General features: G+C 66.5%; 22 protein-coding genes. 9 read left to right on the forward strand and 13 right to left on the reverse strand.

Features of this window, described 5'->3' with window-relative positions; genetic code table 11:
* Positions 1–5: 5 nt before the first annotated feature.
* Both ACN9MV_RS30180 and ACN9MV_RS30185 read left to right on the forward strand, forming a co-directional pair.
* Positions 6–752, forward strand: a complete 747-nt coding sequence (locus ACN9MV_RS30180) for an SDR family oxidoreductase (protein WP_093058715.1) — start codon at positions 6–8, stop codon at positions 750–752.
* Between the two features lie 2 nt (positions 753–754).
* Positions 755–1,408 (forward strand): MarC family protein, encoded by a 654-nt coding sequence (locus ACN9MV_RS30185; protein ID WP_093058714.1) that lies wholly within the window; start codon positions 755–757, stop codon positions 1,406–1,408.
* A 4-nt stretch (positions 1,409–1,412) separates the two neighbouring features.
* On the opposite strand, the gene ACN9MV_RS30190 is transcribed toward ACN9MV_RS30185, so the two are convergent.
* The 10 genes from ACN9MV_RS30190 to purT all read right to left on the reverse strand — a co-directional run bounded on the left by ACN9MV_RS30190 (position 1,413) and on the right by purT (position 12,126).
* Positions 1,413–1,874, reverse strand: coding sequence for an EVE domain-containing protein (locus ACN9MV_RS30190; RefSeq protein ID WP_093058713.1), 462 nt, complete (start codon positions 1,872–1,874; stop codon positions 1,413–1,415).
* A 7-nt stretch (positions 1,875–1,881) separates the two neighbouring features.
* Positions 1,882–3,045: an ABC transporter substrate-binding protein gene (locus ACN9MV_RS30195; RefSeq protein ID WP_426390650.1), complete on the reverse strand. Its 1,164-nt coding sequence runs from the start codon at positions 3,043–3,045 to the stop codon at positions 1,882–1,884.
* A gap of 34 nt (positions 3,046–3,079) precedes the next feature.
* Positions 3,080–4,936: an AMP-dependent synthetase/ligase gene (locus tag ACN9MV_RS30200; protein WP_093058711.1), complete on the reverse strand. Its 1,857-nt coding sequence runs from the start codon at positions 4,934–4,936 to the stop codon at positions 3,080–3,082.
* Between the two features lie 5 nt (positions 4,937–4,941).
* The gene (locus ACN9MV_RS30205) at positions 4,942–5,715 is read right to left on the reverse strand and encodes an ABC transporter ATP-binding protein (protein ID WP_093058710.1); all 774 of its coding nucleotides are present in this window, start codon (positions 5,713–5,715) and stop codon (positions 4,942–4,944) included.
* A 457-nt stretch (positions 5,716–6,172) separates the two neighbouring features.
* Entirely contained in the window at positions 6,173–6,991 is an 819-nt protein-coding gene (locus ACN9MV_RS30210) for an ABC transporter ATP-binding protein (protein WP_426390651.1), read from the reverse strand.
* On the reverse strand, positions 6,988–8,064 hold the full coding sequence (locus tag ACN9MV_RS30215; RefSeq protein WP_093058708.1) for a branched-chain amino acid ABC transporter permease: 1,077 nt from the start codon (positions 8,062–8,064) through the stop codon (positions 6,988–6,990). Before ACN9MV_RS30215 ends, ACN9MV_RS30210 begins: the two co-directional genes overlap by 4 nt.
* A gap of 7 nt (positions 8,065–8,071) precedes the next feature.
* Entirely contained in the window at positions 8,072–8,947 is an 876-nt protein-coding gene (locus ACN9MV_RS30220) for a branched-chain amino acid ABC transporter permease (protein ID WP_093058707.1), read from the reverse strand.
* A gap of 18 nt (positions 8,948–8,965) precedes the next feature.
* Positions 8,966–9,796 (reverse strand): helix-turn-helix domain-containing protein, encoded by an 831-nt coding sequence (locus tag ACN9MV_RS30225; protein ID WP_093058737.1) that lies wholly within the window; start codon positions 9,794–9,796, stop codon positions 8,966–8,968.
* 110 nt (positions 9,797–9,906) lie between these two features.
* Positions 9,907–10,848 carry an alpha/beta hydrolase gene (locus ACN9MV_RS30230; RefSeq protein WP_093058706.1) on the reverse strand — a complete coding sequence of 314 codons (942 nt, stop codon included), beginning with the start codon at positions 10,846–10,848 and terminating at the stop codon, positions 9,907–9,909.
* 63 nt (positions 10,849–10,911) lie between these two features.
* Positions 10,912–12,126, reverse strand: a complete 1,215-nt coding sequence (gene purT / locus ACN9MV_RS30235; protein ID WP_093081045.1) for a formate-dependent phosphoribosylglycinamide formyltransferase — start codon at positions 12,124–12,126, stop codon at positions 10,912–10,914.
* Positions 12,127–12,310: 184 nt separating this feature from the next.
* On the opposite strand from purT, the gene ACN9MV_RS30240 reads away from it, so the two are divergent.
* From ACN9MV_RS30240 to ACN9MV_RS30250, 3 genes are read left to right on the forward strand one after another with little or no spacing between them, the layout of a single operon-like run.
* The gene (locus tag ACN9MV_RS30240) at positions 12,311–13,159 is read left to right on the forward strand and encodes a 3-hydroxybutyryl-CoA dehydrogenase (protein ID WP_093058704.1); all 849 of its coding nucleotides are present in this window, start codon (positions 12,311–12,313) and stop codon (positions 13,157–13,159) included.
* 37 nt (positions 13,160–13,196) lie between these two features.
* Positions 13,197–14,012 carry a crotonase/enoyl-CoA hydratase family protein gene (locus tag ACN9MV_RS30245; protein ID WP_093208455.1) on the forward strand — a complete coding sequence of 272 codons (816 nt, stop codon included), beginning with the start codon at positions 13,197–13,199 and terminating at the stop codon, positions 14,010–14,012.
* Between the two features lie 26 nt (positions 14,013–14,038).
* Entirely contained in the window at positions 14,039–15,367 is a 1,329-nt protein-coding gene (locus ACN9MV_RS30250) for a serine hydrolase domain-containing protein (RefSeq protein ID WP_426390652.1), read from the forward strand.
* 3 nt (positions 15,368–15,370) lie between these two features.
* Here the strand turns inward: ACN9MV_RS30250 and ACN9MV_RS30255 are convergent, their stop codons facing one another.
* Positions 15,371–16,156, reverse strand: coding sequence for a type III pantothenate kinase (locus ACN9MV_RS30255; protein WP_093058702.1), 786 nt, complete (start codon positions 16,154–16,156; stop codon positions 15,371–15,373).
* A gap of 134 nt (positions 16,157–16,290) precedes the next feature.
* Here ACN9MV_RS30255 and lysM point away from each other — a divergent pair, with 134 nt between their 5' ends.
* The gene (gene lysM, locus ACN9MV_RS30260; protein ID WP_093058701.1) at positions 16,291–16,755 is read left to right on the forward strand and encodes a peptidoglycan-binding protein LysM; all 465 of its coding nucleotides are present in this window, start codon (positions 16,291–16,293) and stop codon (positions 16,753–16,755) included.
* A gap of 322 nt (positions 16,756–17,077) precedes the next feature.
* On the opposite strand, the gene ACN9MV_RS30265 is transcribed toward lysM, so the two are convergent.
* Positions 17,078–17,488 (reverse strand): rhodanese-like domain-containing protein, encoded by a 411-nt coding sequence (locus tag ACN9MV_RS30265; RefSeq protein ID WP_093058700.1) that lies wholly within the window; start codon positions 17,486–17,488, stop codon positions 17,078–17,080.
* A 220-nt stretch (positions 17,489–17,708) separates the two neighbouring features.
* Here ACN9MV_RS30265 and ACN9MV_RS30270 point away from each other — a divergent pair, with 220 nt between their 5' ends.
* The 3 genes from ACN9MV_RS30270 to ACN9MV_RS30280 all read left to right on the forward strand — a co-directional run bounded on the left by ACN9MV_RS30270 (position 17,709) and on the right by ACN9MV_RS30280 (position 21,506).
* Positions 17,709–18,818 (forward strand): TRAP transporter substrate-binding protein, encoded by a 1,110-nt coding sequence (locus tag ACN9MV_RS30270; RefSeq protein WP_093058699.1) that lies wholly within the window; start codon positions 17,709–17,711, stop codon positions 18,816–18,818.
* A gap of 91 nt (positions 18,819–18,909) precedes the next feature.
* Positions 18,910–19,578 (forward strand): TRAP transporter small permease subunit, encoded by a 669-nt coding sequence (locus ACN9MV_RS30275; protein ID WP_426390653.1) that lies wholly within the window; start codon positions 18,910–18,912, stop codon positions 19,576–19,578.
* A complete protein-coding gene (locus ACN9MV_RS30280) occupies positions 19,575–21,506 on the forward strand; it encodes a TRAP transporter large permease (protein ID WP_093081035.1) in 1,932 nt (643 codons plus the stop codon). The genes ACN9MV_RS30275 and ACN9MV_RS30280 overlap by 4 nt, the downstream gene beginning before the upstream one ends.
* A gap of 45 nt (positions 21,507–21,551) precedes the next feature.
* Here the strand turns inward: ACN9MV_RS30280 and ACN9MV_RS30285 are convergent, their stop codons facing one another.
* On the reverse strand, positions 21,552–23,606 hold the full coding sequence (locus tag ACN9MV_RS30285) for a PEP/pyruvate-binding domain-containing protein (RefSeq protein WP_426390654.1): 2,055 nt from the start codon (positions 23,604–23,606) through the stop codon (positions 21,552–21,554).
* Positions 23,607–23,713: the final 107 nt, after the last annotated feature.

Below are 23,713 nucleotides of genomic sequence, written 5' to 3' on the forward strand. Positions count from 1 at the left end.
AGGTTTTGGACCAGGTGCTCTTGATCACGGGCGGCGGCCGCGGCATCGGCGCCGCCACCGCCCTGCTCGCCGCGCAGCGCGGCTATGCGGTGGCCGTCAACTACGCCAGCAATTCGCTGGCCGCCGACGAGGTGGTGCGCACCATCCGCGCAAACGGCGGCGCCGCCATGGCGGTGCAGGCCGATGTGGGCGACGAGGCGCAGGTGCTAGCCATGTTCCAGAAGGTCGACGCAAGGTTCGGCCGTCTCACGGCGCTGGTCAACAACGCCGGCGTGGTCGACGTGCAGGCGCGCGTCGCCGACATGAGCGTGGCGCGGCTGGAGCGCATGTTCCGCATCAACGTGATCGGCAGCTTCATCTGCGCGCGCGAGGCCGTGCGGCGCATGAGCACCAAGTACGGCGGCACGGGTGGCGCCATCGTCAACATTTCCAGCGGCGCTGCGCGGCTGGGTTCGCCCGACCAGTACGTCGACTACGCCGCCAGCAAGGGCGCCATCGACACCTTCACCATCGGCCTGGCCAAGGAAGTGGCCGCCGAAGGCATCCGCGTCAACGCGGTGCGCCCCGGCCTGATCGACACCGAGATCCACGCCTCCGGCGGCATGCCCGACCGCGCCTCCGACCTCGCGCCCACCGTACCCATGCAGCGCACCGGCAGCGCCGACGAGATTGCCGGCGCCATCCTGTGGCTGCTCTCGCCCGAGGCCAGCTATACCACCATGGCCCTGCTCGACGTCACCGGAGGTCGCTGACCATGAGCACCTCCATGGACCTGATCAAGCCGCTGGTGACGCTGGTGGCCATCGTCAACCCGCTGGCCATCGTGCCCTTCTTCATCCACTACACGCAGGGCTACAGCGACGCGCAGCGCCGCCACACGGTGCGCATGTCGGCCTTCAGCGCGTTCGTGGTCATCGCGGTGAGCGCGCTGCTGGGCCTGCAGCTGCTGTCCTTCTTCGGCATTTCCATCGCGAGCTTCCAGGTTGGCGGCGGGCTGCTGCTGCTCATGAGTTCGCTGTCGATGCTCAACGCCCAGCCGGCCGAGAGCAAGACCAACGTCGAGGAGCTGCGCGCCACCGAGGTGAAGGCGTCGATGGGCGCGTCGATCGCGGTGGTGCCGCTCACCATTCCGCTGCTCACCGGCCCGGCCACCATCTCCACCGTGGTCATCTACGCCGACAAAGCGCAGCACCTGTGGGAGCTTGCAATTCTGGTGGGCTATGGCGTGGTGGTGGCGCTGGCCACCGCCCTGGCCTTCTCGCTCGCGCAGCCGATCGCGCGTGTGCTCGGCAAGACCGGCATCAACATCATGACGCGGCTGATGGGGTTGATCCTCGCCGCGCTCGCGGTCGAGGTGATGGCCGACGGCCTGGGCAAGCTGTTCCCGATCCTGAACAAGATCGGCTGAGCCGTCAGGCCAGCATCTTCTCGATGATCTTCCAGTGCGCCGACTCTACCGGCGTAATCGACAGCCGGTTGCCCTTGCGCAGCACGATCAGCTCGGCCAGTTCGGGCCTGGCGCGCAACTCGGGCAGCGCCAGCAGCCGCGTCTTGCGCACCGCCTGCACGTCCACCAGCAGCCAGCGCGGATCGTCCTTCTTCGAGCCTGCGTCGTAGTAGGGCGACTTCGCGTCGAACTGCGTCGGATCGGGCTTGATGCCCGAGGCCACTCGCGCAATGCCGGCAATGCCCGGCTCCGGGCAGCTCGAGTGATAGAACAGCACGCCGTCGCCGACCTTCATGCCGTCGCGCATGAAGTTGCGTGCCTGATAGTTGCGCACGCCGGTCCACGCCACAGTGGCGCCGGGTGCGGCGAGTGCATCGTCGATCGAGACCTCGTCGGGCTCGGATTTCATCAACCAGTAATTGGGCATGGTCCCGTCATGGTGTCACATAGTCCGAAACCACGACCCACTTGCCGTCTTTGATCTGCGACAGGCGTGACTGGTCGTTGCCCAGGCGCTTGGTGGCCGTGTAGCTGCTCTTCGGGCTGCCGAACATGTCGGGCTCGAAGGTCATGCTGTCCATGGCCTTGATGAAGCTGTCGGTCGTGAGGTTCGGGCCGGCCTTGGTCGCCGCCTTGATGAACGAATCGATGATCACGTAGCCGTACACCGAGAACACCGTCGGGTCTTCGTTGAACTTGGTCTTGTACTTGTTGGCCCAGAAGCGCAGCGGCTGCGACTGCTCGTCCGTGTAGGGGTTCTGCACCGTCATGGTGGCGTAGACGCCGTCCATCGCCTTGCCGCCCAGCTTGTGGATCAGGTCGGTGTAGGACGCGCTCGAACCCAGGAAGGTCGGGTTGAAGCCGGTCTTGCGCGACTCGCCCACGGTGCCGATGGTCTCGCGGATGATGGTGCCGAGCACCACGAGGTCGCAGTTGGCTGCCTTCATCTTCGCGACCTGCGAGCTGAAGTCGGTGGCGCCGCGCTTGAACGAGGTTTTCTCGGCCAGCTCCATGTTCGCGGCCTTCAGGCCCGCCTCTGCGCCGCGCTGCACCTCGAGCCCGAACTCGTCGTCCTGGTAGATGGTGCAGACCTTCTTGGCGCCCTTGTCCTTGATCATCTTCGGCAGGGCCAGGCGGATCTGGTCGTAGTAGGTGGCAGCGAACGAATACTTCAGCCGGTTCAGCGGCTCGTACATTTCGCGCGCCGCGGTAATGGGCATGAAGTTGACGACGTTCTTGTCGAACTGCACCGGCATCGCCGCCATGTTCTGCGCCGTGCCGATGTGGCCGGCCATGATGAAGATCTTTTCCTGGTTCACCAGCTTCTGTGCAGCCAGCACCGCCTTCTTCGGGTCGTAGCCCGAGTCTTCGACGAACAGCTTGAGCTTGCGGCCGTTGAGGCTGCCCTGCTCGTTGAGTTCGTCCACCCGCAGCTGCATGCCGTTGCGCGCCTGCTTGCCAAAGCCCGCGAGCGGACCCGACAGGTCCTGGATTGTGCCGATGCGGATCTCGTCCTTGCTCACGCCCTGCTGCTGAGCGGACGCAAGCGTCGCGATCAGGCCCAGCACGGCCAGCGTCGTCAGTGTCTTGAGCTTCATGCGGTTGTCTCCTCGGGTTGACGGAAAAAACGAATCACCGGTACATGGCTTCTATGCGCTCGGCGTACTTGGTCTGCACCAGCTTGCGCTTGAGCTTCATCGTGGGCGTGAGCTCCTCGTCCTCGGCGCTGAGCTGCGTTTCGAGCAGAAAGAACTTCTTGATCTGCTCGACACGCGCGAACCTGGCGTTGACGCGATCGATCTCGCCCTGGATCAAATCCTGCACTTCCTTCGTGCGCGTCAGGCTCTCGTAGTTGCTGAACGGCACGTCGTGGTCCTGCGCAAACTTCTCGACGTTCTCCTGGTCGATCATGACGATCACCGTGAGGTAGGGCTTCTTGTCGCCGATGACCACGGCATCGGTGATGTAGAGGCTGAACTTGAGCTCGTTCTCCAGCTCGCTCGGCGTCACGTTCTTCCCACCCGCCGTGATGATGATGTCTTTCATCCGGTCGGTGATGCGGAAATACCCGTCCTCGTCCATCACGCCCACGTCGCCGGTGTGCAGCCAGCCTTCGGCGTCGATGGTCTCGGCGGTCTTCTCGGGCAGGTTGAGGTAACCCATGAAGACATTGGGGCCGCGCACCAGGATTTCGCTGGTGGCAGCGTCGATGCGCACCTCGTTGTAGCCCGTGGCCGGCCCGATCGAGCCCGGCTTGATGCGCGTGGCCGGCACGGCGGTAGAAGCGCCGCACGACTCCGTCATGCCCCACACCTCCAGCATCGGCACGCCGAGCGCGAGGTACCACTTGACCAGCTCGGGCGAAATGGGCGCCGCGCCCGTCACCAGGAAGCGCGACCGGTGAATGCCGATGAGCTTGCGCGCGTTGTCCAGCGCCAGCACGCGCGCCAGCCTGAACTTGAACTTCAGCACCGGGCCGACGTCTTCGCCCGCCAGCACGCGATTGGCGATCTCCTCGCCCACGCCAATGCTCCACTTGTAGGCGGCCTGCTGCAGCGGGCTGGCCTCCTTCAGCGCGATCATCACGCCCGAATAGAACTTCTCCCACACGCGCGGCACTGCCGTGAACACGGTGGGCGCGATCTCGCGCACGTTCTCGGGCACCGTCTCGGGGTTCTCGACAAAGTTGAGGATCGAGCCGGTATACATCGCGAAGTACTCGCCGCCCATGCGCTCGGCGATGTGGCACAGCGGCAGGAAGCACATGCGCTCGTCCCGCTCGTCCTGCGCGATGAGCGTGTTGTAGCCGCGCGCGGTGTACACGAGCCCCGCATGGCTGTGCATCGCGCCCTTGGGCTTGCCGGTGGTGCCCGAGGTGTAGACGAGGATGGCGAGGTCTTCGGGCCGGCACGCGGCCACCGTGCGCTCGACGGCCTGCGGATCTGCGGCCAGGTGCGCGCGGCCGAGGGTGCGCAGCGCGTCGAGGCTCATCACCGCCGCATCGTCGAGGTCGCGCAGGCCTTCCATGTCGAACACGATCACGCAGCGCAGGCCCGGCAGGCCGGCGCGCACTTCGAGCGCCTTGTCGAGTTGCTCGTCGTCTTCAACGAAGAGCACGGTGGTGCGCGAGTCTTCGCAAAGATAGTGCACCTGCGAAGCCGCGTCGGTCGGATAGATGCCGTTGGACACACCACCGCAGCTGAGCACGGCCAGGTCGGCGAGCACCCATTCGATGACGGTGTTCGACAAAATCGACGCGCACTCGCCCGGCGCAAAGCCGATGGCCTGCAGCCCGGCCGCGATCTCGCGCACCGCGTCGGCCGTCTGGTGCCAGCTCCAGCTGCGCCAGATGCCCAGCTCCTTCTGCCGCATCCAGATGTTGTCGCCGCGCTGCTTCACGGCATTCCAGAACATCGCGGGAATGGTGTCGCCGGGCACGACGATGTCGAGCCGGGGTTCGAATGTGTTGAGTTCCCAGAGTCCTTGCATGGTGGCTACCTCCAGGTCTTTTTCTTCTTCCAGCGCCGCTCGCCGCGCACGCCGTCATCTTTCACGCCGAGGTAGAACTCCTTGATGTCTTCCTTCTCCCTCAGGCGCTCGCAGGAGTCTTCCATCACGATGCGGCCGTTCTCCAGCACGTAGCCATGGTCGGCCGCGTTGAGCGCCATATTGGCGTTCTGCTCGACCAGCAAGATCGTGGTGCCACGCTCGCGGTTGATGCGCACGACGATCTCGAAGATCTCCTTCGTCAGCTTCGGGCTCAGGCCGAGGCTGGGCTCGTCCAGAAGAATGAGATGCGGCGCGGCCATGATCGCGCGCGAGATGGCCAGCATCTGTTGCTGGCCACCCGACAGCAGGCCCGCGTCCTGCGTGGCCCGTTCGCGCAGGATCGGGAAGTAGGTGTAGACCGTCTCCATGTCGCGCGCCACGCCGTCGCGGTCCTTGCGGGTGTAGGCGCCCATCAGCAGGTTGTCCTTCACCGACAGCAGCGGAAACACTTCGCGGCCCTCGGGCACGTGGCTCAGTCCCTGCTGGACGATGTAGGCCGGGTCCTTGGCGGTGATGTCCTTGCCCTGGAATTCGATGCTGCCCTTGCGAGGGTCGATGATTCCCGAGATGGTCTTCAAGATCGTTGTCTTGCCTGCGCCGTTGGAGCCGAGCACGGTTGCTATTTCGCCCTGACGGACTTTCAGGCTCACGCCTCTGATGGCCTTGATGGGGCCGTAGGCGCTCTCTACGTTGAGGAGCTGGAGTACGGCATCGCTCATTTTTTCGCCCCTTCGGCCGGGGAGCGGCGTTGGAGCCCCTGTCCCCCGCGGGCCGACGTCACCGGCCCTTCGGGCTTCCCTGCGCTGCTCACGACGGGCGGGGTCTCGCAGAACTCGCTTCGCTCAAACAGCTGCGAGCCCTGATCCGCCCGTCGCTGCGCTGCTCGGCGGTGCCTCAACGGCCCGCGGGGGACAGGGGCCCCAACGCCGTGGGCACGCTCAGTGCATTTCCACCTCCGGCCAAGCCCGGTGTGCGGTGCGGTGTGGGCGCCCCCTCTGTGCCGCTGAGGAGCGCAGCTTTCCGCGGACAAGGGCCCGCCCTTGTTTGAGCGAAGCGAGTTTGGGCGGGACCCCGCGGAAAGCGAGCACCGGAAGGGAGCCCGAAGGGCCGGCATAGTGGGGGCGATCGCACCGCACCGCACACCGGGCGTCCCCAAAGAGGCAACGAACGAAGCATTCACGCCGCCACCCTCCTCAAGCTGCTCACGTCGTCCACAGTCCCAAGGTAGGCCTCGACAACACGCGGATCAGCCTGCACCTCACCGGGAGTTCCTGTAGCCAGCACCTCCCCCATGTTCATGGCAAGCACCCGGTCGGACACCTTGGAAACAAGCGACATGTCGTGCTCGACCATCAGCACCGACACACCCAGCTCATGCTGGATGTCCTGAATCCAGAACGCCATGTCCGCCGTCTCTTCGACATTCAGACCGGAGGACGGCTCATCGAGCAACAGCAACTTCGGCTCCGTGCACAACGCACGCGCCAGCTCCACCACCTTGCGAACGCCGTAGGGCAGCCCCGCCACCATCGAATCGCGGTGATGCTGAAGATCCAGCAGCTCGATCACCTGCTCCGCCTTCTCGCGCGCAGCAATCTCTGCTCGCCGCGTGGCGGGCGTGAAGAACACCTCGCTCCAGAACCCCGTCTGCCGGTGCGTGTGGCGACCGATCAGCAGGTTGTGCAACACCGTCGCGTGCTCGAACAACTCGATGTTCTGGAAAGTACGCGCAATGCCCAGCGCAGCAATCGCATGCGGCGCCTGCTGCGTCAGCGCAATCGGGCCGCCCTCCTCGCCATGCCACGTGATCTCGCCCGTGGTCGGCGTGTAGATGCGGCTGATCAGGTTGAACACCGTCGTCTTGCCCGCGCCGTTCGGGCCGATCAGCGTGAACACCTCGCCGCGCCGCACGTCGAAGCTCACCTTGTTGACCGCCAGCACACCGCCGAAGCGCACGCTCAGCTCTTTCGCGGAGAGAAGAATGTCGCCGTTCATCGCAACCGGTCCGACTTGGTGAACGACTTCTGCCGCTTGAACAGCCCCCTGCGGTAGAACGGAAAGAGCTGCAGCCAGGTGCGGATCTTCAGCCAGCGTCCGTACAGCCCCAGCGGCTCGAACAGCACAAAGGCGATCAGCACCACGCCATACACCAGCCCCTGCAGGCCCGGCGCCTGGCCGATGACCGCCGGCAGCCAGTCCTTGCCAATGGAGATCAGTTGCGGCATCGCGATCAGGAAGATCGCCCCCAGAAACGCGCCGTGCACCGAACCGAGCCCGCCGATCACCACCATCAGCAGCAGGTCGATGGACTGCAGGATGCTGAACTGGTCCGGCGAGATGAAGCTGAGCTTGTGCGCATACAACGCCCCGCCCAGCCCCGCGAGCGCGGCCGAGATCGCGAACGACATCGTCTTGTAGCGCGCGAGGTGAATGCCCATGCTCTGCGCCGAAATTTCCGAATCACGAATCGCGACGAAGGCCCGCCCCGTCGGCGAGCGCAGCAGGTTCAGGATGCCCAGCGTGCTCAGCACCGCCACCACCAGGCACAGAAAGTAGAACCCGTCGCCCGATCCCAGCGACCAGCCGAAGAGCTGCGGCGACTTCACGTGCAGCCCCGCATTGCCGCCCGTCACGCTCTCCCACCGCGCGAACACTTCCTCGACGATGAAGCCGAACGACAGCGTCGCAATGCCGAGGTAGATGCCCTTCACGCGCAACGCCGGCAGCGCGACCACCACGCCCACCGCCGCCGACAACGCAGCAGCCGCCACCAGCGCCAGCGGAAACGGCACGCCGAGATTCGTCAGCACCCCCTGCGTGTACGCACCCGTGCCGAGGAACGCCGCATGCCCGATGGAAAACTGCCCCGTGAAGCCGGCCAGCAGCATCAGCCCCAACCCGACGATGCCGTAGATCAGCACGAAGGTCAGCTGCGCCAGCCAGTACTCGTCGATGACCCACGGCGCGACGATGAGGAACGCAATGAGCAAGCCATACCAGAACACATGCCCACCGTGGCGCGCGAGCCGGATGTCCTGGTCATAGCTGGTCTTGAAGATGAAGCGCATATGAGACTTACACCTTCTTGCGCAGCTTCTCGCCGAACAGACCGTTCGGCTTGATCATGAGCATCAGCAGCACCACGATGTACGGCGCCGTGTCCTTGAAACCGTCGGGCAGGTAGAAGCCCGCGAACGACTCGACGATGCCGATCACCAGCCCGCCGACGATGGCACCCGGCAGGCTGCCGAAGCCCCCCACCACCGCCGCCGGAAAAGCCTTCAGCCCGATGAAGCCCATGTTCGCGTGCACGAAGGTGATGGGCGCCAGCAGCATGCCCGCAATGGCCGCGACCGCTGCCGCGAGCCCCCACACCAGCCCATTGAGCCGCTTCACCGGAATGCCCATGTAGTAGGCCGCCAGCTGGTTCTGCGACGAGGCCTGCATCGCGATGCCCAGCTTGCTGTAGCGGAACATCGCGAACAGCAGCCCGCACAGGATGGCCGTGGCGATGATGATCGCCAGCTGCTCCAGGTTGACCACCAGCTCACCGAGCTTCCAGATCTGGTCCTTGTAGGGCACGGCCAGCGTGTGGGTTTCGGTGCCGATGCCCGGCACCATGGTGATGAGCCCCCGCGCCACGTAGGCGATGCCGATGGTCAGCATCACGATGGAGAACTGCGGCTGCCCGAGGATGGGCCGTATCACCACCAGTTCGAGCAGCACACCGAAGGCCGCCATCGCCACCACCGCGAAGATCGCCGCGAGCCAGAACGGCATGCCGAACAGCGACATGCCGGCGAACGCGCCGAAGGCACCGAGCATCATCAGATCGCCCTGCGCGAAGCTCACCGTCTCGGTGGCCTTGTAGATCAGCACGAAGCCCAGCGCGATCAGGCCGTAGATGCAACCTTGCGCAATGCCCGACAGCAGGAGTTGAAGGATCTGCATGGGGCCCCTGCGCCGCGCCTACTGCCTGAAGCCGCCGGCCGCGTCGTGCAGCGCAAGGCGGCGCGAGCCGGCCACGATGTCGCTGGGCTTGAGGCCGTAGACCTGGCGGATCGAGTGGCTGAAGTGCGTCGAGTCGGGGTAGCCGGTGTCGAGCGCGATGTCGGTCAGCGTGCTGCCCTGTTGCACGTAGCGCAGCAGGCTGCGCGCACGCTTCCATGCGCGGAAGGCGCGAAAGGCCATGCCCGTTTCCTGCTTGAACAAGTGCAGGAAGCGCGAGAAAGACAGGTGCACCGAGGCAGCGCACTCTTCGGCCGACATCGGCGTGGCGGGGTCGGCGTTGATGGCGTCGGCCACCTTGCGGATGCGCGCATCGAGCGCGCGCGGCGCCAGCGCTTCGCCGAAGAACATCGCATCGAAGTCGAAGCCCTCGAAGCTCATGCCGCGCGCCGAGGCCGCCAGCAGGTGCGCATGGGCCTCTCGCAAGCGCTGCACGAAGGCCGGTGCCTCGACCGGGCCGCAGTGCTGCAAAAAGGCCGGCATGCGCGCGGGATCGACCGACTCCGACTCGATCAGCAGGTTGAAGATCAGCGGGTGCGCGCTCTCCACCTGGTGCAGCACGTGCGGCGGCACCACGATGAATTCACCGGTCATCCACGCCCCGCCGCCGATGCGGATGCGGTTGGGCGGCGCGCCGGCGGGCGACACGTACACGCCGTGCCCCCCCATCGTGCGCTCGGCGGCGGCGCCGAGCAGGCCGGCATAGAACACGCGATGCGGCGTGAGCCACATCAGGCGTTCCCCCTGCCGTGCGGCGCCGCGCTCGGGCGGCGTCGTCCTCGTTCGCTGCATGGTGTTTGTCTCCTGCATCGGTGGACTGCCACTGCGGGGTGGCGTCTTTGTTGGCTGGATCGTAGCGGCGCGAGCCGCCTGCGCGATATCGATTTGCGCGGGGACTTTCCCTAGGCCGGTGCCAGTGCGCGGCGCAGTTCGGCGGCGCAAAGCGCCACTGCGGTGTTGGCCTCGTCGAGCACCTTGCCCATGGGCACGAAGCCATGGATCTGGCGCTCGAAGCACACGTACATGGCGCGGTTGCCCGCGGCCGTGAGCGCCTCCGCATAGGCCAGCCCTTCGTCGCGCAGCGGGTCGTAGCCGGCCGTGAGCACCAGTGCGGGCGGCAGCTTCGACAGGTCGGTGTGCAACAGCGGCGAAGCGCGCCAGTCGAGGTCGTGCGCCGGGTCGGTGATGTAGTGGTCGTGGAAGTAGCGGATGGTGTCTGCCGTCAGCAGATAGCCCTGGCCGTTCGTCTGGTGCGAGGCATGGCCGCGCCGCATGTCGGTGGCCGGGTAGATCAGCAACTGGAAGGCAATGGGCAGGTCGCCAGCATCGCGCGCGGCGATCGACACCACCGCCGCAAGGTTGCCACCGGCGCTGTCGCCGCCGACTGCGAGCCGGCTCGCATCGAGCCCCAGCGCCGCGGCCTCGCGGCGCACCCACCGGGTAGCGGCCAGCACGTCGTCGACGGCGGCGGGAAAGCGGTGCTCCGGGCCCATGCGGTAGTCGACCGCGACGACAGCGCAGCCCGCGCCGTTGGCCAGCTCGCGGCACAGCACGTCGTGCGTGTCGAGGTCGCCGATGACCCAGCCACCGCCGTGGTAGTACACCAGCACCGGCAGCGGGCCTGCGCCAGAGCCGAGCGGCCGGTAGAGCCGCACCGGAATGGTGCCGTGCGGGCCGTCGGCGGCCAGATCGCGCACCTCGGCCACTTCGGCCGGCAGCGGCTGCGTGGCGACGCGGCGCTCACGGTAGAAGGTCCGCGCGTCAGCGGGCGACAGGGTGTGCGTCGGCGGAATGCCGCGCGCCTCGATGAAGTCGAGCAAGGCGCGAGCCTGGGGGTGCAGCATGGTGTCTCCGGTGGAACCACTCGACCATGCCCGCGCCGTTGCGGCGCGGCTTGCGAAAACTGGCTATGCCTTGCGCGGCTTCACGCGCGAGGCGGCTTCCTTGGCGAGCTTGCGGGCCGTGTCGATGTCGGCCGCGTGCACCAGCGCCACGCCCATGCGGCGCTTCAGGAAGCTCTCGGGCTTGCCGAACAGGCGGATGTCGCTGCCGGGCACCTGCAGCGCCTCGGCCACGCCGTCGAAGGCGATGCCGGTGGCGTCCACGCCGCCGTAGATCACCGCGCTGGCACCCGGACTCTTGAGGGAGGTGTCGACCGGCAGGCCGAGGATGGCGCGCGCATGCAGTTCGAACTCGTTCTGCCACTGCGTGGCCATGGTGACCATGCCGGTGTCGTGCGGGCGCGGGCTGACTTCGCTGAACCAGACCTCGTCGCCCTTCACGAACAGCTCGACGCCGAACAGGCCCTGGCCGCCCAGGTCGGCCGTCACGGCCTGTGCGATCTGCTGGGCCTTCTGCAGCGCGGCGGGCGCCATGGGGTGCGGCTGCCAGCTTTCCACGTAGTCGCCGCTCACCTGCACATGGCCGATGGGGTCGCAGAACTGCGTCTGCACAGCGCCGCCGGCATCCTTGGCGCGCACGGTAAGCAGCGTGATCTCGTAGTCGAAGTCGATGAAGCCCTCGACGATCACGCGGCCATGGCTCACTCGGCCGCCGGCCATGGCGTAGTCCCAGGCCTTCTGCACGTCGGCGGGGCCGTCGATCTTGCTCTGGCCCTTGCCGGAGCTGCTCATCACGGGCTTGACGATGCAGGGGTAGCCAATACCTTTCCCGTCCGCGCCGTCGATGGCCGCTTGCAGCTCGGCCAGCGAGTCGCAGAACTTGTAGGGGCTGGTCGGCACGCCCAGCGTCTCGGCGGCCAGGCGGCGGATGCCTTCGCGGTCCATCGTCAGGCGGGCGGCGCGGGCCGTGGGAATCACGCGCACCACGCCGGCGTCTTCGAGCTGCTGCAGCATGGGCGTGGCGATGGCCTCGATCTCTGGCACCACCAGCGTGGGCTTCTCGGCCTCGATCAGCGCTTTGAGCTGCTCGGGGTCGCTCATGGTGATGGTGCGCGCGTGGTGCGCCACCTGCTGGCCGGGGGCGTTCTCATAGCGGTCGACGGCAATGGTCTCGACGCCGAGGCGCTGCAGGGCGATCAGCACCTCCTTGCCTAGTTCGCCGGAGCCCAGGAGCATCACGCGGGTTGCAGAGGGGGAAAGGGGGGTGCCGAGGGTGGTCATGGTCGGAGGGTCGAAAAGAGCGGGAAAACGAGCAGGGAAAAGCAACGCCGCACTGTAAGCCACCGGCGGGCCGCCGGTGTCGCACACGGCAACGGCGCGGCTGCGGGGCTGCTTCACAATCGATGTTTTGCCGTGGCGCCAGCTGCGTGCACCCCCCTTTTTGTTTTCTTCAAGGAGTTCTCTCATGGCTATCCAGACTGTCGGCATCATCGGCGCCGGAACGATGGGCAACGGCATCGCGCAGGCCTGCGCGGTGGCCGGCGTGAAGGTGGTGATGGTCGACATCGCCCAGGCGGCGGTCGACAAGGGCCTGGCCACCGTGTCGGGCAGCCTCGACCGCCTGATCAAGAAGGAAAAGCTCACCACCGAGCAGAAGACCGCCGCGCTGGCGCTGATCCAGGGCTCGACCAACTACGAAGACCTGAAGAGCGCGCAGCTGGTGATCGAGGCCGCCACCGAGAACCACGCGCTCAAGCTCAAGATCCTCAAGCAGGTCGACGACATGCTGGCGCCCGAGGTGATCATCGCGTCGAACACCTCGTCGATCTCGATCACGCAACTGGCGGCCGCCACCTCGCGCCCCGACCGCTTCATCGGCATGCACTTCTTCAACCCGGTGCCGATGATGGCGCTGGTGGAGCTGATTCGCGGCTACCTCACGAGCGACGCCACGCACGACGCGGTGAAGGCGCTGGCCGAGACGCTCGGCAAGTCGCCGATCACGGTGAAGAACGCGCCGGGCTTCGTGGTCAACCGCATCCTGGTGCCGATGATCAACGAGGCCTTCTTCGTGCTGGCCGAGGGCATCGCCACGGCGGAAGACATCGATGCCGGCATGAAGCTGGGCTGCAACCAGCCCATCGGCCCGCTGGCACTGGCCGACATGATCGGCCTGGACGTGTGCCTGGCCGTGATGGAGGTGTACCTGGAGCAGTTCGGCGATTCCAAGTACCGCCCCTGCCCGCTGCTGAAGGAAATGGTGGCAGCCGGCCAGCTCGGCCGCAAGACCGGCCGCGGCGTGTACACGTACTGAGCCGCGCAGCCATAACAACAACATGGAGACAAGACCGATGACTGCGACCCCCACCACCCCACCGGCAGAAGGCTGCATCGACACCCAGGTGCTCGACCACGTGCTGCTGATCGGCATCAACCGCCCCGCCAAGCGCAACGGCTGGACGCCGCCGATGTTCAAGCAGCTGGCCGAGGCCTACACCCGGCTCGACGACGACCCGAACCTGCGCGTGGGCGTGCTGCACGCCTTCGGCGACCACTTCACGGCGGGCCTCGACCTGCCGGCGGTCACCGAGTACATGAAGCGCGGCGAGAAGGCCATTCCGGCCGGCCTGGTGGAGCCGCACGACTTCGGCCTGCCCGACTACCGCCGCCGCACCAAGCCGATGGTGGTGGCGGTGAAAGGCATCTGCTTCACGGTGGGCATCGAGCTGATGCTGGGCGCCGACATCGTGGTGGCGGCCGACAACTGCCGCTTCTCGCAGATGGAAGTGCAGCGCGGCATCATGGCCACGGGCGGCGCCACGCTGCGCATGGCCGAGCGCGCGGGCGTGGGCAACGCGATGCTGCACCTGCTCACGGCAGATGAGTTCGACAGCGCCGAGGCCTATCGCCTCAACTTCGTGCAGAAGGTGGTGCCGGCCGGGCAGGAGCTCGATGCGGCGCTGGCCATTGCGCAGCGCATCGCGGCACAGGCACCGCTGGCGGTGGTGGCCACGCGGCTCAATGTGATCAAGGCGGTCGAGCAGGGGCCGCTGGCAGCGGTGTCGGAGTTCATCGAGACGCAGAAGCGCCTGTCGAACAGCGAGGATGCCGCCGAGGGCGTGCGCTCCTTCATCGAGCGCCGCCCGGCGCGGTTCAGCGGCCGTTGATCCCCTTCTTCATCCAGAACAACAACATGTCCCTCTTCATTCGCACGGCGCTTGCCGCCGCCTTCACCCTGCTCGCCGTGAACACAACCTCCGCCCAGACGCCCACGCCCCCCGCGCTGCCAGACCCCGCGGCCACCTCGGTCGACGCGCTGGGCTGGATGAAGGGCTTCCCGCCCGCGCCCGACAAGCTCATCACCTTCGACAACCCGGCCGGCGGCGTGTTTCCGCGCACGCGCTGGAGCTTCTCGCACGTGCGCGAGACGGTGCCCACCGCCAACGTGTGGCGCGGCAACGGCGCGGCCAGCCCGCTGCCGTCGGGCACCTCGCCGGTCCAGATCGAGGCCGTCACGTTCAAACCCCTGGGCAGCGACCAGACGCTCAACTTCGCCCAGATGATCTCCGGCACCTACACCGACGGCATCCTGGTGCTGCACCGCGGCAAGGTGGTCTACGAGAAGTACTTCGGCGCGCTCACGGCCGAGCGTCCGCACATCGCGATGTCGGTCACCAAGTCCTTCGTGGGCACGCTGGCGGCCATCCTCGCTGACGAGGGCAAGCTGGACCCGGCCGCGCCCGTCACCAAGTACATCCCCGAGCTCAAGGACACGGCCTACGGCGACGCCACCGTGCGCCAGGTGATGGACATGACCGTGGGCGTGCACTACTCCGAGAACTACGCCGACCCCAAGGCCGAGATCTGGGACTACGCCCGTGCCGGCGGCATGCTCACCCAGGGCCAGAACTACACCGGCCCCAAGTCGTTCTACGAATTCCTGGTCACGCTGAAGAAGGAAGGCGAGCACGGTGACGCGTTCGCCTACAAGACCGTCAACGCCGAGGTGCTGGCCTGGATCGTGCGCCGCGCCAGCAACCAGTCGCTGGCCGATCTGCTGAGCGAGAAGATCTGGCGCCGCATCGGCGCCGAGCAGGACGCCTACTTCATGGTCGACCGCATCGGCACCGAGTCGGGCGGCGGTGGCTTCAACACCGTGCTGCGCGACCTCGCGCGCTTCGGCGAGACCATGCGCAACGGCGGCCGTGCACCCAACGGGCAGCAGGCCATTCCGAAGGCGGTGGTGGAAGACATCCAGCGCGGCGGCGACCCGGCGAAGTTCGTGAAGGCCGGCTATCCGCTGCTCAAGGGCTGGTCGTACCGCGACATGTGGTGGGTGTCGCACAACCCGCACGGTGCATACATGGCGCGCGGCATCCACGGCCAGAGCATCTATGTGGACCCGAAGGCCGAGATGGTGATCGTTCGCTATGCGGCGCACCCGGTAGCGGCCAACGGCGCGAACGATCCGCTGACGCTGCCCGCGTTCCAGGCGATGGCCGAGGCGCTGATGCGCCCCTGAAGCTCAGGCCGATGCCCGCTCGCGGGCAATGACCAGGAGGCCGTCCATGATCAGGCTCTCGACCAGCTCGAAGTGCCCGTTCATGACGGGCGCCATCTTCCAGCCCGCACCGCCGGTCATGTAGCAGGCCGGCTCCATGCCGCAGTGCGAGCGCACGTGCTGCACCATGCGTTCGACCGCGCCGGCAATGGCGTAGGTGCCGCCGCTGGTGAGCGCATCGCTGGTGTTGGTGGGAAATTCGCGCACTTCGCCGGTGGGCACGTGCAGCCCCGCCGTGCCCGACTCCAGCGCGCGCAGCATGATGCCGTGGCCCGGCAGGATCAGGCCGCCAAGGAACTTGCCTTCGGTGTCGATCGCCTCGACGGTCACGGCCGTGCCGATCAGCACCACCACCATCGGCCGCGGCGGCTGCCCGGGTCTCTCGGCCAGCATGCGGTGGCGCGCGCCGATCATCGCCACGAAGCGGTCGGCGCCCAGGCGCGTGGGATGGTCGTAGCCGTTGACGATGCCGGCCTCGCCAGCGCTGGGCATCACCCAGCGGGGAGTGCAGTCGAAGCGCTCGACGATCTGTTCTTCGGCGCGCCGCCGCACCGCGTCGCCGGCCACCACGCAGCCCAGCATGGAGCCGGGCGAAGGCAGGTCGGCCCAGGGGCCGTCGGCCAGCCGTTCGATGTGGTCGAGGAATTCGGCGCCCTGCGCCTGCAACGCGGCGCCGGGGCGGGCCGAGTCGTAGAGCGCCCATTTGAGGCGGGTGTTGCCGATGTCGATGGCGAGGAAGGGGGATGACATGCGCGGGATTATTGCGACTTTGTGTCTATTCCTGCTGGCGCGTCGCTGACACACGCGGCATGGGCCTACGCCGGCCCTCGGTGTTCCGCCGCTACATTCGCCAATTCCATCCACCACCGCACAAGGAGAAAGCCATGGGATTGCTGAGTTTCATCAAGGAGGCGGGCGAGAAACTGTTCGGCGGATCGTCGGCGCAGGCCGCCACGCCCGACGCCAATGCTGCGGCGGCAGCAGCCATCAAGACCTACATCGAGACGCAGAACCTCGGCCTCACGGGCCTCGAGGTTACCTACACGGCCAGCAGCGGCGTGGTCACCCTCGCCGGCCAGGCGCCCTCGCAGGAAGCCAGCGAGAAAGCCTCGCTGGCCGCTGGCAACGTTGCCAATGTGACAAGTGTCGAGAACAACCTCGTCGCTCCGGCCGCGCCGCCCGCGCAGTACCACGACGTGGTAAGGGGCGACACGCTGTCGGCCATCTCGAAGAAGTACTACGGCGATGCCAACAAATACAACGCGATCTTCGAGGCCAACAAGCCGATGCTGACGCACCCGGACAAGATCTATCCGGGGCAGAAGTTGCGCATTCCTGCGCTGAGCTGATCTTTCGTTCTTCGATCGGCAAAAGGCCTACCGATTTCGGTGGGCCTTTTTTGTTTCTTTCCGGGGTGCGTGCGAATGACACCGGGTACTCCCCTCCGCGAATGTCCCCCGGCCTTCGGCCTCCTCCTTTATTTCGCTACGGGGAGCACCCGGTGCCATTCGCACATGGGCGCGGCTGCGGTGCTGGCCGATCAACCAGTGCTCTGAACGCTCACGCCGATGGGGTGCCTTGCGCAGCGAAATAAAGGAGGAGGCCGAAGGCCGGGGGACATTCGCGGAGCAAGGTACCCCGTCGGCGTGAGCGCGCCCCGAACAGGAATCCCTAGTTCTGCTTCCAGGGCAGCCCACGCTTGCGCCAGCCGCCAATCTGCCCACGATGCCCCTGCTCGTCCGGGTTCCCCTCGAAGCCTTCGAGGATGTTGTAGGCCTCAACACCCAGTTCCGTCGCGCGCTTGGCGGCGGAGATGGAGCGCACGCCGCTGCGGCACAGCAGCACCAGCTTCTTCTTGCCTTCGGCGGCGGCGCGGATGCCGTCGTCGAACGCGGCGTTCATCGCCATGCCCGGCCATTGCTTCCAGGCCAGAGGCACGGCGCCGGGCACGTAGCCGACCCATTCGCGTTCGGCGTCGGTGCGCACGTCGACCAACACGGCCTCGCCGCTGGCCACCCACTGCGCGGCCTGCTCGGGCGTCACGTCGCCGGCATAGCCTTTTTCCCCAACTGGTTCAGTCATTTCTCTGCGTCCTTCAAATGAATAGGGTTACTTCCCAGGCAGCGGCCGTCTTTACGTTGCCCGATGCCCTCGCCGGATGGTGGAATTTTTCACCAGTTCGTGAAAACCCTGTTTGTCACGTTTTCCTGCGCGCCAAAGATGCGGCTTGGACCTGCCAAACATAACTCCAAGGGGCGGGCAGGGTTTCTTCGTCATCAGAACTTGTTTGGAGAGAGACAACATGACAGACAGCAAATCACCCCGCCGCCGCAACCTCCTCAAGGGTGCAGCCGTGGCCGCAGGCGCCATGTCGGTGCCGATGGTCAGCGTGGCTCAGACCACATCCTTGCGCTTCCAGAGCACCTGGCCCGCCAAGGACATCTTCCACGAGTACGCCAATGACTTCGCCAAGAAGGTCAATGACATGGCTGGCGGGCGCCTCAAGATCGAAGTGCTGCCCTCGGGCGCCGTGGTGCCCGCCTTCCAGCTGCTGGAGGCGGTGAACAAGGGCACGCTCGACGGCGGCCATGGCGTGGTGGCCTACCACTACGGCAAGAACTCGGCGCTCGCGCTGTGGGGCTCGGGCCCGGGCTTCGGCATGGATGCCAACACCGTGCTGGCCTGGCACAACTACGGCGGCGGCAAGGCGCTGCTCGACGAGATCTACAAGAGCCTGAACATGGAAGTGGTGTCGTACCTCTACGGCCCGATGCCCACGCAGCCGCTGGGCTGGTTCAAGAAGCCGGTGGCCAAGGTCGAGGACATGAAGGGCCTGAAGTTCCGCACCGTCGGGTTGGCGGTCGACATGTTCACCGAGATGGGCACGGCGGTGAACCCGCTGCCCGGCGGCGAGATCGTGCCCGCGCTGGACCGCGGGCTGATCGACGCGGCCGAGTTCAACAACGCGTCGAGCGACCGCACGCTGGGCTTCCCCGACGTGGTGAAGAACTGCATGCTGCAGAGCTTCCACCAGTCGGGCGAGCAGTTCGAGGTGCTGTTCAACAAGGGCAAGTACAGCGCGCTGTCGCAGGAGCTGCGCTCGATCATCGACTACGCGGTGCAGGCCGCGAGCGCCGACATGAGCTGGAAGGCGGTGCAGCGCAACTCGCAGGACTACGCCGACATGAAGAAGGCCGGCATCAAGTTCTACAAGACGCCTGACGCAGTGCTGCGCGCGCAGCTCGCGGCCTGGGACAAGACCGTGGCGAAGAAGGCCGAGGAGAACCCGCTGTTCAAGAAGGTGCTGGAGTCGCAGCGCGTGTTCGCAGAGCGTGCGCTGCAGTGGCAGAACGACTACGGCGTCGATTTCAAGATGGCCTACAACCACTACTTCAGTAAAAAGAAGGCCTGAAGAATCTCTCGGTGACAGTTCGCGCCGGCCACACGGAACGCTCCGGATGGCTGGCTTTCCGATGCGTGCTTTGCTGTTTTCCCGTGCCTTCATGACCATCCAACGCTTCCTCCACACCGTCGACCGGTTCAGCATGGTCGTGGGCAAGACCTTCTCGTGGTTCATCGTGGCGCTGATGCTGCTGGTGTGCGGCGAGGTGTTCAAGCGCTATGCGCTCAACGCGCCCACCGCCTGGATCTTCGACGCCAACAACATGCTCTACGGCACGCTCTTCATGATGGGCGGCGCCTACACGCTCTCACAGGCCGGCCATGTGCGCGGCGACTTCTTCTACGGCAGCATGAAGCCGCGCACGCAGGCCGCGCTCGATCTCGTGCTGTTCGCGCTCTTCTTCCTGCCCGGCGTGGTGGCGCTCACCTGGTCGGGCTGGACCTACTTCGGCGAATCGCTGGCGATGCACGAGCAGACCTTCAACGCCGACCCGATCCCGGTGTACCCGTTCAAGTTCGTGATTCCCGTGGCCGGCGCGGTGCTGCTGCTGCAGGGCATCGCCGAGATGGTGCGCTGCGCGCTGTGCCTGAAGACCGGCGTGTGGACACCCCGCCTGAAGGACGCGGAAGAAATGGACGTGGTCGGCGAGCAGCTCGCCGGCAGCAGCTACGTCGATGAAGCCGACAAGCGCGAGGTGATCGACAAGGCCAAGGCCATCGAGCAGGCCGCGCAGCAGCGCAAGAGCGACACGACTGGAGGTGCGGCATGAGCGAACCCGCACTCGGCCTCCTGATGCTTGGGCTGATCGTGGTCGTGATCATGCTCGGCTTTCCCACGGCGTTCACGCTGATGGGGCTGGGCATGTTCTTCGGCTTCATCGCCTTCTACGACCCTGCCTCGCCCTGGCTCGACAACAAGGTCTTCGACCTGATGGTGCAGCGCGCCTTCGGCGCCATGACCAACGAGACGCTGCTCTCGATACCGCTGTTCGTGCTGATGGGCTACGTGATGGAGCGCGGCGCGCTGGTGGACAAGATGTTCCACAGCGTGCAGCTCGCGTTCCGCCGCGTGCCGGGCTCTCTCGCGGTGACCACGCTGATCGTCTGCACCTTCTGGGGCATCGCCAGCGGCCTGGTCGGCGCGGTGGTGGTGCTGATGGGCGTGATCGCGATGCGGCCGATGCTCAACGCAGGCTACGACACGCGGCTCGCGGCCGGCGTGATCACCGCGGGCGGCACGCTCGGCATCCTCATTCCGCCCTCGGTGATGATCATCGTGTACGCGGCAGTGGCCGGGCAGTCGGTGGTCAAGCTCTATGCGGCTGCCATGTTCCCGGGCTTCTTCCTCGCATTTCTCTACCTGCTCTACGTGATCGGCTGGGCGCTGCTGCAGCCGAAGGTGGCGCCCAAGCTGCCGCCCGACCAGCAGCGCGCGCCGGTCACGCCGTGGGTTGCGCACATTGCGGCGAGCTATTCGCCGCGCATGCTGCCGGCGCTGTTCGCGGCCGTGGTGTCGCCCGCGCGTGCCATGCGCGGTGCGGCGGAAGGCGTGCGCATCACCTGGTGGCTGCTGCTGCGCAGCCTGCTGAATGCGCTGGTGCCGCTGGCGCTCGCAGTTGCGACGCTGGGCTCGGTGTGGTGGTACGTGACGATCTACTCGCAGAAGGACAACAACGCACCGACGGTCGCGGAGCAACAGGCGACGCAGAAGGCCGAAGCCCCGGCCGCTGCTGCATCGCCCGAGGCCTCCGGCACCGGGCTCGCTGAACCACCCACGTCCGACGAGCCGAAAGAGTCCGCATCGGAAGGCGGCCTGCAGGAGCCTCCCGGCGGCGTCGAGGAACCACCCGGCAGCGAGGCCCCTTCAGCGCCGCCTGCTGCGGAAGGTGGCCTGCAACAACTAGGCGAAGCCGTCGATGCACCGAAGACCGCCGCAGTGCCCGAAGCCTTCTACACAGGCTTCCTGCTGGCCAGTCTCTTCACGCTCGCACTGCTCTCCTGGTACTACTGGCGCATGGACGCGGAGCAATTCGAGATCCTGCGCATGCTGGTGTCGTCGGTCATGCCGCTGGCCACGCTGACGCTGGTGGTGCTGGGCGTGATCTTGTTCGGCATCACCACCGCCACCGAGTCGGCCGCGGTCGGCGCGGCCGGCGCCTTTCTCATGGCATGGCAAGCCGGCACGCTCGACTTCAAGAAGACCAAGGAGGCGGTGTTTCTCACGCTCAAGACCACCTCGATGGTCTGCTGGCTGTTCGTGGGCTCGGCGCTGTTCTCGGCGGTGTTCGCGCTGCTGGGCGGCCAGCGCATCATCGAAGAGTGGGTGATGGGCATGAACCTCACCCCGCTGCAGTTTCTGCTGCTGTCGCAGGCGATCATCTTCGTGCTGGGCTGGCCGCTGGAGTGGACCGAGATCATCGTGATCTTCGTGCCCATCTTCCTGCCGCTGCTCGCGCACTTCCAGATCGACCCGCTGCTGTTCGGCGTGCTGGTGTTCGTGAACCTGCAGGCGGCATTCCTCTCGCCGCCGGTGGCGATGTCGGCCTTCTACCTGAAGGGAGTGTCGCCACCGCACGTGACGATCAACCAGATCTTCGCGGGGATGATGCCGTACATGCTGATCGTGATCCTGTGCATGGTGTTCATGTACATCTGGCCGGGGCTGACGCTTTGGCTGCCGCAGTATCTGTACGGTTGAAGGCCGACGCCGGTGGGCGGCGACCAGAGCCTGCGCAACGCTGGCTCAGCGCCGCCGCTCCACATACGGCCGAGCCTGCAGCAGCACGATGCGGTCGCCCACGGTGGCCCACTCGATGTCCTGATCGACCGCGTTGAACGTTCGCTTCACAGCCGCGCCCACGTTGGCAAGCCGCACCACCAGCTCGTCCGTAAGCACGTTGCGCCCCACCTCCACCGGCACCTCTTTCACCCCGCCCTCCTTGTCGAGCTGCAACGAGGTTTCTTCGGCCGAGCGGCTCAGCACCTGGATAGCCTTCGACCAGCTCGAGTACATCACCTGCTCCGCCACGCGCTGCCCCTCGACCACGCGGATGCCGATGCCGCGCTTGGCCGAGATGTAGGTGACGTGCGGATGCCCCGCGTCGAAGGGGTCGCGCGTGATCATCACGCCGGCGTTGGTCGAGTCGATGGCGGTCTGCACGAACACGCCCATCAGTACCGACTCTGCGCCGAAGCCCGCGGCGCTGCGGGCTTCCCAGGCTTCGGGGTTGAAGACCGAGGCCCAGACCTTCTTCACCGCAACTTCGAGCGCGTCGCCGGTCTTGACGTTGGGCACCGTGGTGTAGAGCCCCGCGCCGCTGAAGCCGGGCAGGTCTTCGGAGTTGGACGAACTGCGCACGAACACGCCACTACCGCCCAGCTGCGACTGCCACGCGGCACGCCATGCCGCCGCGGTGGCGGCATCGACGGGCCATTGCACGATCTCGTCGCGCAACTGCGCCAGCGCCTTCTGGCGAATCTTCGGATCGCTCGCGAAGCCGGGCTGCTGCTGCATGCGCGCGATGCGCTCGGCCAGGCCGTTGGCGCGCATGAAGCGGTCGTAGTGCGCGAACGGAATGCAGAAGCCGTCGGGCACCGAGGTGCCCGGAATGTGCGCGGCCAGCATGGCGCCGAGGTTCGCGGCCTTGGTGCCGCACTGCGCGTTGTTGCGCGCACGCAGTGACGCCAGCGGCAGCAGGCGGGTTTCGCGCAGGTCGGGCTTGACGGCGCGCGCGCTGCCGGGCGTGGCGCCGGTGGACGCTGTGCGCACGGCGCGCGGTGGCAGCGCCGCGATCTCTTCAGGCGTGAGGCGGCGCACCTGGTAGCCCGAGGCAGCCACCTTCAACGCGACCCATTGGCCCGCGTGCGCCTTCAGCACCGTGGCGGCGTCGCGCACATAGGCGTTCGGAATGCCCCAGCCCTTGGCCAGCAGGTTGACGTGCGAGAGCGCGGTCGAGGGCCGCTCGGTCAGCACGCCCGCCACCGGCGGCAGGCTGATCGGCACCTGGCGCAGCACGGCGATGTCGTCGGGCAGCAGCGCGTTGATACCGGATTCATCATCCACGATGCGCACGCGGCCGGTGGCGGTGCCCAGGTTCAGCGGCAGAAAAGGCTGCTCGCGGATCAGCGCCTCCTGGCTCACGGAGTCGATGCCGGCTTCCTTCGCCACGCGCTCGTGCAGCGTGGAGTTGGTCTTGAACTTCACCGGCGCGAAGAAGCTGGCCTTGACCTGCGCGTCGGCCTGCCGCAGCAGCGGCGCGGTGAGCCGGTCGCCTTCCCAGAATTCGTAGGTGAAGGTGCCGATGTTCTGCTGCCAGCTCAGCGTGCCGAACAGGAAGCGGCGGTCGGGCACGAGGTAGTTGCGGTCGATCTCGCGCTTGGCGGTGCTCGGCACCAGCCGGGTGTCGCGCAGGAAGCGCACGTGCAGCTGGTAGCGCGGCGTGTCGATGTAGTACATGCGCGCCGGCTTGGCCTGCCGGTCGATGGCGAACAGAACGTGCGCGAGCTGCATGGGCGTGCCGGCGTCATAGACGCGCGCCATCTGGTCGAAGTCGCCCTGGCTGCGCAGCGCGGGCAGCGACGACGGCACCGAAGGGCGCGGCACGAGCTGCGCGGCCGGGCCTTCAGGCTGCGGCTGGTTCTGCTGCTGGTAGTAAGACGGCTTGCGCGCCAGTTGGGCAATGGCGGTCGCGGGAATGGCCGCAAGAGTTACCGCCGCGGCCACGAGGCACAGCGCAGTCACGCTATTGTTTCGGGAGCGCGCGACGCTCGTGGGGCATGCGTTTTTCTGGTCTTTCATGGGTATCCCTCCTTACAGCCGGTTGCCGAATGCACGCGCGCTTCACCAAGCAGTGGGCAGGCGGTGACAGCGGCAGCGGATTCTCGCGCGTTACAAACACAGCGCTT

Source organism: Variovorax sp. R-27, from assembly GCF_049913215.1.
In the GTDB taxonomy this organism is placed as follows: domain Bacteria; phylum Pseudomonadota; class Gammaproteobacteria; order Burkholderiales; family Burkholderiaceae_C; genus Variovorax.